Raw genomic sequence first — 12,388 nt, forward strand, 5'->3', positions numbered from 1 at the left:
GCGCCGCTAATGCCGAATTTCCGCAAAGAGAATATGCAAAAACTCGTTTTATGCAAGATTTCGTTTTTAGTTGCAAATTTGCACGATTTGCATAACGATTGCGGCCATGATCGAGACGCCACCTTCGAAACGATTCCGCCAAGCCGACATCGCCGCCCGCGCCGGCGTTTCGGTTTCCACCGTATCGCGCGTCCTCGCCAACGAGCCGGGCATCAGCGACGACGTCCGGCGGCAGATCCTCAAGGTGGCCGGCGAGCTCGGCTACCCGCTCAAGGCGGCTCCGAGGAGTGCTCCGGGGACGCTTGCCCTGATCGCCAGCCATGGCGTAACGGGAGGCTTGAGCGTTTTCTATGAGGGAATCGTCGAGGGATTACGCTCCGAGGCAGCCGCGAAGGGCATGCCGTTCGACATCCGCCTCGTGCGCGAAGCCAAGGCGACGCCGGATGCCGTGCGCGAGCACATGGAGTCAATCGGCGCACGCGGGCTATTCCTGGTCGGGATCGACCCGAGCGAAGTACTCAGCGCCTGGCTCTCGGAAAGCCGCACGCCCGTGATCCTTGTCAACGGCACCGACCCTGAGCTTCGCTTCGACGGCGTCTCCCCCTCGAATTTCTTCGGCGCCTATGCCGCGACACGGCGGCTGATCGACGCCGGTCACCGACGCATCCTGCATCTCACCGGATCGCATCGGCAAACGATTCGCGAGCGCATCCGCGGTTTCGAAGCGGCCGTCGCCTCGGCCGGCGGCGAGGCTCGCGTGATCCACCTGCCTTTCGCGACAAATGCCAGCATCGAGGCACATGAGGCGACGCTTGCTGCAATCGCCGAGGACGCGGGATTCACGGCCGCCTTCTGCATGAACGACTTCGTTGCGGTCGGAGTACTTGAAGCGGTCACGGAGGCTGGCCGGCGCATCCCGGAGGATTTCGCGATCGTCGGCTTCGACGACCTCCCCTGCGCCGAGATGGCAAACCCGCGTCTGGCGACGATGCGCGTCGACCGCGTGGCGCTCGGCCGCGAGGCGGTCGCCATGATGCAGTTCCGCTTCCGAAATCCGGACGCGCCGGCCCGGCAGGTTTCGCACGCCGTCATTCCAATCCCCGGCGGTACGCTCGAGGAGGGCACGCATGACCTATGATCCTGCCGGTGCCAACCCGCTTGCCGGCAATCCGCTCGAAACGCGCGCCGACATGCAGCGCGCCCTGCTCGGTCTCTTCGATCCGCTGTTGCCATATTTTTCAACCGGCAATGCCCGGGTTCGGCTCGATGCCGCCGCCGCGCATTTCGACCGGTCCGCCGCCGATCTTGAAGGATTTGCTCGGCCGCTCTGGGGGCTCGCGCCCTTTGCTGCCGGCGGTGGGCACTTCGCTCATTGGGATCGCTATGCCGAGGGCATCGCCAATGGTACCGATCCGGACCATCCGGAATATTGGGGGACCATTCACGGGCGCGACCAGCGCATGGTCGAGCTAGCGGCGCTGGGCTTTGCGCTTGCCCTGCTACCGGAAAAGCTATGGGACCCATTGAGCCCCCGTGCGCGCGACAATCTCGTCGCCTATCTCCTCCATGTTCGCCAGTTCGACTATGCCGAAAACAACTGGAAGTTCTTCCGCATCCTTGTCGATATCGCGCTCGACCGCCTTGGGGTCGCCTACGACCGCAGCCCGACCGAGCAGTACCTCGAAGAACTCGATGGCTTCTACATCGCCGACGGCTGGTATCGCGACGGCAATTTCCGGCGCATCGACCACTACATCCCTTTCGCGATGCATTTCTACGGGCTGATCTACTCGCGCCTCGTCGAGGACGAGCATGCGAGGCGCTACCGCGAGCGGGCTCTTCTCTTTGCCGAGGATTTTCGCCACTGGTTCGCCGAGGACGGCGCAACCCTGCCCTTCGGCCGTAGTCTCACCTATCGCTTCGCCTGCGCCGGCTTCTGGTCGGCGCTCGCTTTTGCCGACCTCGAAGCATTGCCCTGGGGCGAGATCAAGGGCTTGTGCCTACGTCACTTGCGATGGTGGGCGGACAAGCCGATGACGCATCGCGACGGCGTGCTGTCGATCGGTTACGGCTATCCGAACCTCCTGATGTCAGAAAACTACAATTCGGGCGGGTCGCCCTATTGGGCGTTCAAGGCTTTCCTGCCGCTTGCCGTCGGAGAGGAGCATCCGTTCTGGGCGAGCCCGGAAAGACCAGTTGCCCCACTTGATCAAACCGTGGTGCAGCGCCATCCGGGCATGGTGATGATGCCCTGCAAAGGCGATGTGGTGGCGCTCGTCTCCGGCCAGGAAAACCGGCAAATGCGCTTCGGCTCGGAGAAATACGCGAAATTCGCCTATTCGACCCGCTACGGCTTCAGCGTCGAGAGCGACGAGCGCGCCTTTGCCGGCGGCGCCTTCGATTCCATGGTCGCCTTCAGCGATGACGCCATCCACTATCGGGTGCGTGAGACCAATGAGGAGGCGCGGCTTGCCGGCAATGTGCTGTTCTCCAGATGGTTCCCCTGGCCGGACGTCGTCGTCGAAACCTGGCTCGTACCTTCTTCGCCCTGGCATGTCCGGGTGCACCGGATCACCACGTCACGGCCCCTATTCACTGCCGAAGGCGGTTTTGCGATTCCAAGACGAGACATGGAGGCCGACACGCTCGTCGCCGCACGGGGGTCGGCCTATGCGATGGGCGCGGAGGACTTCAGCGGTATCCGCGACCTCGCTTCCACGGTTCCGCGCGACGGCCTCGTGCAGAAGGCGCCGCCAAATACCAACCTGATCGTCGCAAAGACGCTGGTGCCGCAATTGCGGGCCACACTCCCGACAGGGCAGTCCATTCTCGCCTGTGCGGTGATCGCGATCCGGGACACCGGTGCCGTCCCGAGCCTCTGGCCCTCCGCCCCGGCCGCGCCGGATATCGCCGAACTCGACGCGCTCGCTGAGCAGAGCAAAACGGTCAGCGCCATCAAAGCGCCGGGGCGACTGCCATGACCCGCCCCGCAATTGCCTTTGCGATGCGAACCGATCGGACGCAGCACGTGTTCACGCCGGAGGTCCTGCGGCAGCTGGGCGAGACCGCACGGATCCTCGATGAAGAGCCGATGACCCGCTTCGACGACGAGCGGTCCAAACGGCTGCTGGCGGAAGCCGAAATCCTGGTGACGGGCTGGGGGGCGCCATTGATCGACGCGGCAGCGCTTGCGGCAGCGCCTCGGCTGCGTTTCGTCATGCATGCGGCGGGCACCGTCAAAGGCATCGTCGACGATTGTGTGTTCGACGCCGGAGTGACCGTCAGCCATGCGGCAGCGGCAAACGCCGTACCCGTCGCCGAGTTCACGCTGGCTGCAATCATCTTCGCCGGCAAGCAGGTGTTCCGCTTCCGCGAGCTCTATGCCGCCGACAAAGGACGCACGCGCAGCGAGCGCCTGCTCGGGCAGCCGATTGGTAATTATCAGCGCACCGTCGGCATTGTCGGCGCCTCGCGAATCGGGCGACGGGTGATCGAACTGCTGCGCCCGTTCGATTACCGGCTGCTGCTTTTCGACCCGCTTGTGAGCGAAGGCGCCGCGTGCGCGTTGAAGGTCGAGAAGGTCGACCTCGATGACCTGATGGCGTATTCCGATATCGTGTCGCTGCATGCGCCCTCTCTGCCGGAGACGCGGCACATGATCGATGCGCGACGGCTCTCCCTGATGAAGCATGGTGCAACGCTCATCAATACGGCGCGCGGCGCACTGATCGACGAGGCCGCGCTCATCGACAGGCTCAAAGCGGGCGCGATCCACGCGATAATCGACGTCACCGATCCGGAAGTCCCGCAGAAAGACTCGCCGCTTTATGACCTTCCCAACCTGTTCCTGACCCCGCACATCGCCGGCGCCATCGGGCTTGAGCGGACCCGCCTTGGCGAAATGGCGGTGGAGGAAATCGCTCGCTTCGTCGAGGGCCGGCCGCTCCTCTTCGTGATCCGTAAGAATGAGTTGGAGCGCATGGCATGAGCACCTTTGAACCCGGGCTCTGCTCCGTCACGTTTCGTGGATTGCCTATCGGGGCTATCGTCGAACTGGCCGAGAAGGCCGGGCTCGCGGCAATCGAATGGGCAGGCGATGCTCATGTTCCGCCCGACGAGATCACGATTGCCCGAAAAGCCGGAAATCTGTGCGGGCAAGCTGGACTCGCGACGTCATACGGCTCCTATGTCGCCCCGCCGACGGACGATATCTCCGCCTTCCTGCGCGCTCTCGACAGTGCGGTAGCGCTCGGCGCAGCCAATATCCGCATCTGGCCCGGAACGCGCGGGCGCGATTCCGAGGAGTATGGCGCGGACGAGAGACGTGCCGCGGCGGATTCGATCCGCGAGATGGGCGCAGAGGCGGCGCGGCACGGGATAAGCGTATCGCTGGAATATCACCCGCAATCCCTGACCGACACGACCCAGTCGGCATGCCGGCTGATCGACGCCATTTCCCACGATAATGTCTATCTCTACTGGCAGCCGCGGCCCGGACTTCCGCTCGAAGAAGCACTCGCCGAGGTCGCCGAGGTAGGCCCGCACGTCTCCCATGTCCATGTCTTCGCCTGGGACGCCGATCGCAATCGCCTCCCGCTGGCTGCGGCGGCCGACTATTGGCGGACGGTTCTCGCCGCCATGCCCCCTTCGCGCTGGAGCGAACGGCGCTTTGCCATGCTGGAATTCGTGGCAAATGACGACCCGGCGGCGTTTCTTGAGGACGCCGCAACCTTGAGGGAAATCCTGGCGGGCTGAATACCACCGCCAGCCTAGATGTTGAGGCTCCACATCTAGCTCTTGTTTCCGCGCGAACAGCGCCTTATCTCGACACGGGTCGTGTGGTCAGGCCATTGCCGCTGATGAGCGAAATGATGCGGCCAACAACTCCCTCTGGCCTGCCAGACGGGTGTGCGGGATGTTATTGATTCTCACCCGAGGAGAAGGCAGATGAACTTTTCCCTGCGCCTTGTTCTTCTCGGCCTCGGCTGGGCGATGGTCGGACTCGGCCTCGCCGGTATCTTTCTCCCGCTCTTGCCGACGACCCCCTTTCTGCTGCTGGCGGCATGGCTGTTTTCCCGCTCTTCCCCCCGTCTCGAACGATGGCTCACCGATCACCCGATGTTCGGGCGACCGCTCCGGGACTGGCGCGAAGCGGGCGCAATATCATGGCGGGCCAAGCTTGCCGCAGTAGCCCTGATGGGTCTGGGCTTCCTGTTCTTCTGGCTTCGCGTGGAACCCTCCATGCCGGCCGCAGCGATCGTTGCCATGATCATGGTCGCCGCCGGCGTGTTCATCGTCTCGCGGCCGGAACCATCCTGAGGAGGAGCCCCTCAAGGCAGTGCGGCCAATATCAGCACCGCATAGGTCAGCTGGTGCATCAATTGATCGGCGCCATGCATTGCCCAATAGGCGCGCGTCGTCGCATCGGCGCGGCAGTGGCGCGACACCAGGGCTTTTGCGTAATCGATGAGATAATGGACGACGAACTCCGCCAGCACGAGAATGGCGATCCGCTGCGCGCCGCCGCCGGCGAGCATGAGTGCCGGAACGGTTCCGAGCGCATGGCCGCCGGCGTGAACGTAGCCGCCGATCATGCGGAAATCTGCCTTGCCGCGCAGGATCCAGGCAGGCTGCAGCACATAGTCAACGACAAAATGCTTGAGCTGCATGCAAGCGAGCATCGCCACGGTCGTGACCGCCATTTCCATCGCTTCCTCCCGATGCGCCCGACCGGTCGATCGTATGCACGCCGACGGGCCTGGCCTTGCCGCGAACCGTCGCAAGCCCCAGCGAACGCGTCTGTGGTTTTCCCCCGAGCTCCCGCATCGTCGCGTCGCTGAGTACGATCTCGACACCGCTCTCCTTGGCCACATTCACCAGCCGGCTCGCGAGATTGACCGTATCGCCGATCGCGGTGTAACTCAGCCGTTCGGCCGAGCCGAAGTTGCCGATCAGTGCCTTGCCGCTGTTGATGCCGATACGCACGCGGATCGCATCCTCACCGACTGTGCTTGGCGGGACCTCATGCATTGCAGCCCGGATGGCCATGGCCGCGCGGCAGGCGCGGGCGGCATGATCCGCCTGCTTGCCCGGCGCGTTCCAGAGCGCCATGACCGCATCCCCGATGAATTTGTCGATGGTGCCCCCCTCGGCGTGGATCGCGGCGACGGCAGTCGTCAGGAACCGCGTCAGATGCGGCTCGACACCCGCTCCGAGCCTCTCCGTCAACTCGGTGAAGCCGGGCAGATCGGCAAACATCACCGTTACCTCGCAGAGTTCGCCGCCGGGCTTCGGCTCGATGCTGCCTTCGACCAGCGGCCGCACGACGTCGATCGGCATATATCGGGCGAAGGCCGAAAGCCCGACCGCCATGCGCTTCAACGCCTGGGAGAAGTCGTCGAGCTCGGCCAGCAAGGTCGGGTGGTGCCGGACGCCCTCCAGCGAGAAGCGCTCGACTGCGCGCAATTGCTCTGCCAGCCGGGCGAGCGGCCGGGCGAAAAGAAAATTGGCAAAGCCGACGGCTGTTGCGGCCGCCAGACCCACCATGGCAAGCACGATAATGGCGATGCGCCTGATATTCTCGTCGATGCGGCTCGCGAAGGTGGACCTTGGCGTGGCCGTGACGAGCCGCCAATTCTGGAATGGCAGCTTCGACGAGGACACGAAGACCGGCCCCAGGGCAGCACTTGGCGCCACTTCGCGAAACGTGTCGCCTCCGTTGGCCACCGCCGCAGCCGCAGCCGCAGTAACGGAATCGGAAGCGGGGAAATCGACGAAATCAGCAGCCATCACGCCGTCGGATGGTTGCGATGTCGCAAGCACCCGCCCGCGCTCGTCAAGAACGAAGGCTTTGCTCGATGCTGGAATGTTGAGTGCCTGCAACGCCTCGGACAGGCGCCGCAGGCTGACGGCCACCATCACCACGCCGGTAAACTTTCCGAAGGTCTCCACGCGTTTCGACAGCACGATGGCCGGCTCGAACCCGTTCGGCAGGACATTGGTGACCGTCCAGACCGCGTCTCCGCTTTCCTTGCTCATCCGAAACCACGGCGAACCGAGCGCCACATATGCGCTCTCCGCTCTGATACGCTCTTCGAAGAAGATGTCGCCCGGTATCAGTCGGTAGAGGTCGCGCCGCAGAGGACGAAGTTCTCCGGGTTCGGCGGCACCGATTTCCACCATTTCGATGCGGCCGTCGGCGGTCGCATGCGAGCCGAAAAAACGCCCATCCGCAAAGCCGAAGCCGATCCAGGCGATCGCCGGCTGTTCGCGCAGCAGCGAGAGGAACAGGAACTCGCGCTTGACCTCGTCATTGGCGCTGATTGCGCGCTGGAAGAAGATGGAGCGGACGATTTCGGCCGTGCTCGACACGAGCGCCAGCGTCCGCGACAGGTCGTTCCTCACGGACCCCGCCGTCTGGGCGTCGAGACTCGCGACGATCTCCTCGATATTCTCGCTGGCCGCGCGCTGCCAGATGAGATGGATCAGCGCGGCGGTGGAGAGCACGGCGAGCAGCAGCAGAACGACGACGACCTGCGCGAGTTTGGGTCGATACATCGTTAGCACTCATGTTGGCCGGTAATCAGGCGGGCGGCGCGGTCGTTGCGGAGATAGGCGACCGCCCAGTCGAGAAAGACGACGAGCCGGTTGCGAAAACCGACGAGGAACCAGAGATGGGCGAAATTCCAGACGAGCCATGCCGGATACCCAGAGAGCCGCGCCTTGCCGAAATCGGCCACGGCTGCCTTGCGGCCGATGGTCGCGAGATTGCCGTAGTCTCGATAACGGAAGGGCGCAGTTTGCCGACCGGCCAGGTCGTCGAGGATCGCGCTTGCCGCGTAGCGACCCATCTGCTTGGCCGCCGGCGCCACGCCGGGAACCGGCTGTCCGGCACCATCGCTTACCGAAGCCGTGTCGCCGACCACGAAAATCTCGCCGCGCCCGGGCGGGTTTAGGCGCTCGTCGACCACAACCCGCCCGACGCGGTCCGCCGGAGCATCGATCCACATGGCGGCGCGGGAAGCCATGACGCCCGCGGCCCAGAGAATGCAGGAGGAGCTGATTTCGGTCGCATCGGCAAGCCGCACGCCGCCAACGTCACAGCCGGCGACGGCATTGCCGAGTGCGACTTCGACCCCTAGACTTTCAAGTTGTCTCTGGGCCTTTTTCGAAAGGCAGGGCGGCATCGTCGGCAAGATGCGGGTCCCCGCCTCTACCAGCAGGACGCGGGCAGTGGAGGAATCGATGTGCCGGAAATCGCGGACCACCGTCTTACGAGCAAGCTCGGCGATCGCTCCGGCAAGCTCGACGCCCGTCGGCCCGCCGCCGATTACGACGAATGTCAGCAGCCGCTCACGCAAAACGGGATCATCGGTCACCTCGGCCCGTTCGAAGGCGGAGAGTATGCGTGCCCGGATCGTCGTCGCGTCGGCAACGCTCTTGAGGCCGGGCGCATGCTCCGCCCAGTCGTCATTGCCGAAATAGGTGTGCCGCGCGCCCGTCGCGATGATGAGATAGTCATAGGTGATGCGCCGGCTGGCAGTGACGACACATCTTGCTCTCGTATCGACCCCCTCGACCTTGTCCATCAGCACCGTCGCATTCGACTGGCGTGAAAGAATGCGGCGGATCGGCATCGCGATTTGCGCCGGGGAGAGCCCTGCGGTTGCCACCTGATAGAGCAAAGGCTGGAAAAGGTGATAATTGCGCCGGTCGACCACGGTGATATCGACCGGCGCGCGGCGAAGCGACATAGCCGCGTTCAGACCGCCGAAACCGGCGCCGAGAATGACGACGTGCGGCCGGCGCTCGCGGCCGCCACGGTGATCCCGCTTCGCGCCCATGATTTCAGCCTCCGACACGAATGCGTCGCGCGACGAGATGGTCGACCGAAAAATATCCGGGGCCACGCGACAAGATGAGCAGCAGCAGGCTCGCCCACATCAGGTGCTCGGCCCAATGGCCGGGGTAGACGAAGAGCTGGATGGTGGCGACGACGCCGAGCAGCATCAGCGAGGCCAGCCGCGAGAGCACGCCGAAGGCCAGCATCACGGCACCCGACAGTTCCACCGCCGTCGCCATTATCGCCGCCAGACCCGGATCGATCAGCGGCAGGCGGTATTCGAAGGCGAAGAGCTGCAGCGTTACCGGCCATGAGGCGAGCTTTGTCTGAGCGGATTGCCAGAACACCTCGGCCACGGCGATGCGGGCAGTGAGCTGCACGAGCGACAGAGGTAGCGACGACGCCCGCTCCACGAGGATATCGTGGAGCTTGAGAATCGATCTGGAGCCGCCGGCCCGGGTGATACGTATCGTCGTCATGACACTCTCTCCTCCTCTCTGGAAAACGTCGTCGAACAGTGGATGCCGGTCACGAGCTCGCCGAGGAAAAGACCAGTGAGCGCGCGGGCGATATCGAATGCCGGTGCATGGCGGCAGGCGCGGTAAACCGCCGTCTCCAGCCCTGATCCGCGCACAAGCGCGCGCCAGAAGGCGAAATTCGCAGCGTCGAGTCGCATGAAGCGGATGGTTTCGCCGTGTCGCCAGAGCGCGATCCGCTCCGGCTCGCGCCGCAGCTCGCCGAGCCGGTCGGGATCCGCCCCGGGCTGGTGCGCCGCCCATATGCTCAGGGCAGGCCAGCGGCAGAGGAGAAGCCGCAGCGACGGCTGCAGCGTTAGGCCGATCGAACCACTCGAAAGGCCATCATAGAGCTCGATGAGCCGGCATGGCCGCTGCAGCGGCGCGTCGAGCGCGTCGGCGATCAGCCACTCCAGCCGCGCCGTCTCGGAGACGAAGGGCATTGCGGCGGTTCCCTCGAAACCAGTGAGGAAGGCCGGAAAATCTGCCCCGTAGCGCGACAGCCGCGGCTCCTTCGGTGGATTGGTTCGGATGAAGCAGTGCGCGACGTAGTTGAAATAACGGTCATCGATGAGCCGCACTGTTACCGGGAACACGGCCTTCAGGGTTGCGGTCAATGAGGAGCGCGTATTGTTGCGATAGATGTTGAGCCGTCTTGCGGGGTCGAACCGACCCCGCGCCAGCAGCGGCAGCACATCGGCGGGCTCGGCCGCAAGCACTGCTCTCGCAATGATGCTCTGCATGGTTTCAATGGAGGACATGGCGAGCCCTCCCGCAGTTTTCGGCGGCGCGGCCGCGGCAGGCAGCCCGCACGGCTGCGATCGCGGCAAGAGCCGGGAAGCGGATGCCCGATGCGTCGTCACGGCGAGGTAGGGTCATCGCCGAGAAGCGGCTGTCCGGCCCAGCTCTCACCTCATCCGGCAGGGCGTCGAAGGCGACGCGGCTCAAGAGCAAGTCCGCCCACATGGCCTCGCCCAAGAGCACGTCGAGCGGCGGCACATCCGTATCCCATTCGATCAGGGTCGGCCGGGGGCCGATCTTGCGGATGGCATGAGCATAGAGCGACCACACCGCCGGCGGCACGCGCGATCCGTGGTCGTCGATGAGGATGACATCGCCGTCCGCCTCGTTGACCGCGTGGCCGGCGAGATGAATTTCGCCCACCGCTTCGGCCGGCAAGGCATCGATGAAGGCCGCGGCGTCGAAGTCGAGATTGTTCGCCGAAACATAAACGTTGTTGACATCGAGCAGCAATCCACAGCCGGTACGGCGCACGAGCTCGCCGAGGAACTCTGCTTCGCTCATATTCGAGCCCGCAAAGGACAAATAGGCGGACAGGTTCTCGATATAGACCCGCCGCTTCAGCGTTTCCTGCAGCCGCTCAATGTTGCGGGAGACGACGGCTACTGCTTCCTCGTCGTAGCGCAACGGCAGGAGATCATTCAGATAGGCACCGTCGGCCACGCTCCAGGCAAGGTGCTCCGAAACGATGGCGGGCTGGAATCGCTCGCAGACGAGCCGCAGCCGCTCCATATGATCCTGGTCGAGGCCGCAAGCGCTGCCGAGTGACAATCCGACGCCGTGCACCGAAAGCGGATAGATCTCCCGCAGCTTTTCGAGCGCATCGACGGCCGCCGACTGGCCCATATAGTTCTCGGCATGCACCTCCAGCCAACCCGCAGAAGGCCTGCGGGAAAGCATCTCGGCAACATGGATGGAACGGAGGCCGATGCCCGCAGCGCACGGCACCGGGTGGGTTGGAAACGTCTTGGGCATCGGTCTACTCCCTTTTTGAGTATTGCTGAAGGCGCCGGCCGTCAGGCCTTCGGCGCGTTGCTGCCGCCGGCGATCTTTGCGCAGGAGCCGGCGGGCACGTAGATCCAGGCATCGGCCTGGTCGTCCATCGTCGAGGTACCCGCGCAGGAATGGGTCGCGGTCTGGCAGTCGTTCTGCCCGGCCTTCACGATGCCGTAGCATTTCTCGAAGGAGAATTCGGGCTGGGCAGCCGGCCCGGCCGATGCCGTGGAGGCCGAGAGGGAAGCGATGGCGGCAAGCGCGGAACCGATAAGCGTGCGGTTGTTGATCATTGGACATCTCCTGGATCTGACGTTGTTCAGACCGGCTACTACCGGCCTGATGGAGAGAAGCTTCGCAGAGGGCTCTCGTTCTTTGAAATGCTGTTCGGGCATCGTTTCGATAGGCCAGGCCTATCCGTTGGCCGGAACCCAGCCCTCGGCAGTGGAGCAGCAGATCTTTCAGTGCGGTGCCCGGCGTTTGCGAAGGCCGTCAAACCAGGGAAGAACCAAGGAATGCCGGCGCGCAGACTTGCAGCAGCCCTGCAGTAAAATCGGCCTCGCGGTTGATCGCGATCGGAACCGGTCTAGCCAAAACTGCCGGGCTTTCCTCGTTCAAGGTCGCCCGTGAGGACCACACCTGTATAATGCAGCCTTGTGGCCCTTGACGGCCGAAATCGAAGGGAGGAAGCGATGGCAGGGAACGGTGGTTATAAGGGCAAATGCTTCTGCGGTGCGGTCGAGCTCGAGACGCGCGGCGAGCCCGCGGCCATGGGATATTGTCACTGCAGCTCCTGCCGTGAATGGTCGGCTGCGCCGGTCAATGCCTTTTCGCTTTGGCCGATGGACGCGGTCAGTATTGTCAAGGGCAGCGATGATCTTGCCAGCATCCAGAAATCGGAAAACAGCATTCGCAGGTGGTGTCGGGCCTGTGGTGGGCATCTCATGACCGAGCATCCAAGATGGGGGCTTACGGACGTCTATGCGGCCGTCATTCCTGCCCTGGCTTTCAGGCCGATGCTGCATGTGAACTATCAGGAAACGGTCTTGCCGATGAAGGACGGCCTGCCGAAGCAGCGGGACTTCCCGCAAGAATTCGGCGGAACGGGAGATCTCATTGCGGAGTAGCGCCCGCCAAGGTCCAAAGAGACCGGGCGGGCGCTTTTGCATCGGCCCGAAAATCGGAACCGATTTCGGAAAACACCATGCGTGTAGGACGCACGGCGCCCATCAGCCCA

At 64.0% G+C, this 12,388-nt stretch carries 13 protein-coding genes; 6 read left to right on the forward strand and 7 right to left on the reverse strand.

Features of this window, described 5'->3' with window-relative positions:
* Positions 1-106 precede the first annotated feature (106 nt).
* The 5 genes from J2Z31_RS02110 (at position 107) to J2Z31_RS02130 (ending at position 5,319) form a co-directional block, all read left to right on the forward strand.
* The gene (locus J2Z31_RS02110) at positions 107-1,138 is read left to right on the forward strand and encodes a LacI family DNA-binding transcriptional regulator (protein WP_209600223.1); all 1,032 of its coding nucleotides are present in this window, start codon (positions 107-109) and stop codon (positions 1,136-1,138) included.
* Positions 1,128-2,981: a DUF2264 domain-containing protein gene (locus J2Z31_RS02115; RefSeq protein ID WP_209600224.1), complete on the forward strand. Its 1,854-nt coding sequence runs from the start codon at positions 1,128-1,130 to the stop codon at positions 2,979-2,981. Before J2Z31_RS02110 ends, J2Z31_RS02115 begins: the two co-directional genes overlap by 11 nt.
* Positions 2,978-3,988, forward strand: coding sequence for a hydroxyacid dehydrogenase (locus J2Z31_RS02120; protein ID WP_209600225.1), 1,011 nt, complete (start codon positions 2,978-2,980; stop codon positions 3,986-3,988). The genes J2Z31_RS02115 and J2Z31_RS02120 overlap by 4 nt, the downstream gene beginning before the upstream one ends.
* Positions 3,985-4,755 (forward strand): sugar phosphate isomerase/epimerase family protein, encoded by a 771-nt coding sequence (locus J2Z31_RS02125; protein WP_209600226.1) that lies wholly within the window; start codon positions 3,985-3,987, stop codon positions 4,753-4,755. The genes J2Z31_RS02120 and J2Z31_RS02125 overlap by 4 nt, the downstream gene beginning before the upstream one ends.
* A 192-nt stretch (positions 4,756-4,947) precedes the next feature.
* Positions 4,948-5,319 carry a YbaN family protein gene (locus tag J2Z31_RS02130; RefSeq protein WP_209600227.1) on the forward strand — a complete coding sequence of 124 codons (372 nt, stop codon included), beginning with the start codon at positions 4,948-4,950 and terminating at the stop codon, positions 5,317-5,319.
* Positions 5,320-5,330: 11 nt separating this feature from the next.
* Here the strand turns inward: J2Z31_RS02130 and J2Z31_RS02135 are convergent, their stop codons facing one another.
* Genes J2Z31_RS02135 through J2Z31_RS02165 form a run of 7 tightly spaced genes read right to left on the reverse strand, consistent with a single transcriptional unit; the run spans position 5,331 to position 11,444 of the window.
* Entirely contained in the window at positions 5,331-5,708 is a 378-nt protein-coding gene (locus J2Z31_RS02135) for a DUF3307 domain-containing protein (protein WP_209600228.1), read from the reverse strand.
* Positions 5,644-7,557 carry an adenylate/guanylate cyclase domain-containing protein gene (locus J2Z31_RS02140; RefSeq protein WP_209600229.1) on the reverse strand — a complete coding sequence of 638 codons (1,914 nt, stop codon included), beginning with the start codon at positions 7,555-7,557 and terminating at the stop codon, positions 5,644-5,646. The genes J2Z31_RS02135 and J2Z31_RS02140 overlap by 65 nt, the downstream gene beginning before the upstream one ends.
* A gap of 2 nt (positions 7,558-7,559) precedes the next feature.
* Complete coding sequence (locus J2Z31_RS02145; protein WP_209600230.1) at positions 7,560-8,843, reverse strand: NAD(P)/FAD-dependent oxidoreductase; 1,284 nt, start codon at positions 8,841-8,843, stop codon at positions 7,560-7,562.
* A gap of 4 nt (positions 8,844-8,847) precedes the next feature.
* On the reverse strand, positions 8,848-9,321 hold the full coding sequence (locus tag J2Z31_RS02150; RefSeq protein ID WP_209600231.1) for a DoxX family protein: 474 nt from the start codon (positions 9,319-9,321) through the stop codon (positions 8,848-8,850).
* Positions 9,318-10,118: an HvfC/BufC family peptide modification chaperone gene (locus tag J2Z31_RS02155; RefSeq protein ID WP_209600232.1), complete on the reverse strand. Its 801-nt coding sequence runs from the start codon at positions 10,116-10,118 to the stop codon at positions 9,318-9,320. Before J2Z31_RS02155 ends, J2Z31_RS02150 begins: the two co-directional genes overlap by 4 nt.
* Positions 10,105-11,133: an MNIO family bufferin maturase gene (bufB, locus tag J2Z31_RS02160; RefSeq protein ID WP_209600233.1), complete on the reverse strand. Its 1,029-nt coding sequence runs from the start codon at positions 11,131-11,133 to the stop codon at positions 10,105-10,107. Before bufB ends, J2Z31_RS02155 begins: the two co-directional genes overlap by 14 nt.
* Positions 11,134-11,174: 41 nt before the next feature.
* A complete protein-coding gene (locus J2Z31_RS02165) occupies positions 11,175-11,444 on the reverse strand; it encodes a BufA1 family periplasmic bufferin-type metallophore (protein ID WP_209600234.1) in 270 nt (89 codons plus the stop codon).
* Between the two features lie 399 nt (positions 11,445-11,843).
* Here J2Z31_RS02165 and J2Z31_RS02170 point away from each other — a divergent pair, with 399 nt between their 5' ends.
* Entirely contained in the window at positions 11,844-12,278 is a 435-nt protein-coding gene (locus J2Z31_RS02170) for a GFA family protein (RefSeq protein ID WP_209600235.1), read from the forward strand.
* The last annotated feature ends 110 nt before the right edge of the window (positions 12,279-12,388 follow it).

Origin of the sequence: Sinorhizobium kostiense (genome assembly GCF_017874595.1) — a bacterium.
GTDB classification, from domain to species: Bacteria; Pseudomonadota; Alphaproteobacteria; order Rhizobiales; family Rhizobiaceae; genus Sinorhizobium; species Sinorhizobium kostiense.

What these genes read in the sequence shown, in the direction of transcription:
- J2Z31_RS02170 (WP_209600235.1), top strand. Translation starts at nt 11,844, where the DNA reads ATGGCAGGGAACGGTGGTTATAAGGGCAAATGCTTCTGCGGTGCGGTC.
- J2Z31_RS02120 (WP_209600225.1), top strand. Translation starts at nt 2,978, where the DNA reads ATGACCCGCCCCGCAATTGCCTTTGCGATGCGAACCGATCGGACGCAG.
- J2Z31_RS02125 (WP_209600226.1), top strand. Translation starts at nt 3,985, where the DNA reads ATGAGCACCTTTGAACCCGGGCTCTGCTCCGTCACGTTTCGTGGATTG.
- J2Z31_RS02165 (WP_209600234.1), bottom strand. Translation starts at nt 11,444, where the DNA reads ATGATCAACAACCGCACGCTTATCGGTTCCGCGCTTGCCGCCATCGCT.
- bufB (WP_209600233.1), bottom strand. Translation starts at nt 11,133, where the DNA reads ATGCCCAAGACGTTTCCAACCCACCCGGTGCCGTGCGCTGCGGGCATC.
- J2Z31_RS02155 (WP_209600232.1), bottom strand. Translation starts at nt 10,118, where the DNA reads ATGTCCTCCATTGAAACCATGCAGAGCATCATTGCGAGAGCAGTGCTT.
- J2Z31_RS02110 (WP_209600223.1), top strand. Translation starts at nt 107, where the DNA reads ATGATCGAGACGCCACCTTCGAAACGATTCCGCCAAGCCGACATCGCC.
- J2Z31_RS02145 (WP_209600230.1), bottom strand. Translation starts at nt 8,843, where the DNA reads ATGGGCGCGAAGCGGGATCACCGTGGCGGCCGCGAGCGCCGGCCGCAC.
- J2Z31_RS02115 (WP_209600224.1), top strand. Translation starts at nt 1,128, where the DNA reads ATGACCTATGATCCTGCCGGTGCCAACCCGCTTGCCGGCAATCCGCTC.
- J2Z31_RS02150 (WP_209600231.1), bottom strand. Translation starts at nt 9,321, where the DNA reads ATGACGACGATACGTATCACCCGGGCCGGCGGCTCCAGATCGATTCTC.
- J2Z31_RS02130 (WP_209600227.1), top strand. Translation starts at nt 4,948, where the DNA reads ATGAACTTTTCCCTGCGCCTTGTTCTTCTCGGCCTCGGCTGGGCGATG.
- J2Z31_RS02135 (WP_209600228.1), bottom strand. Translation starts at nt 5,708, where the DNA reads ATGGAAATGGCGGTCACGACCGTGGCGATGCTCGCTTGCATGCAGCTC.
- J2Z31_RS02140 (WP_209600229.1), bottom strand. Translation starts at nt 7,557, where the DNA reads ATGTATCGACCCAAACTCGCGCAGGTCGTCGTCGTTCTGCTGCTGCTC.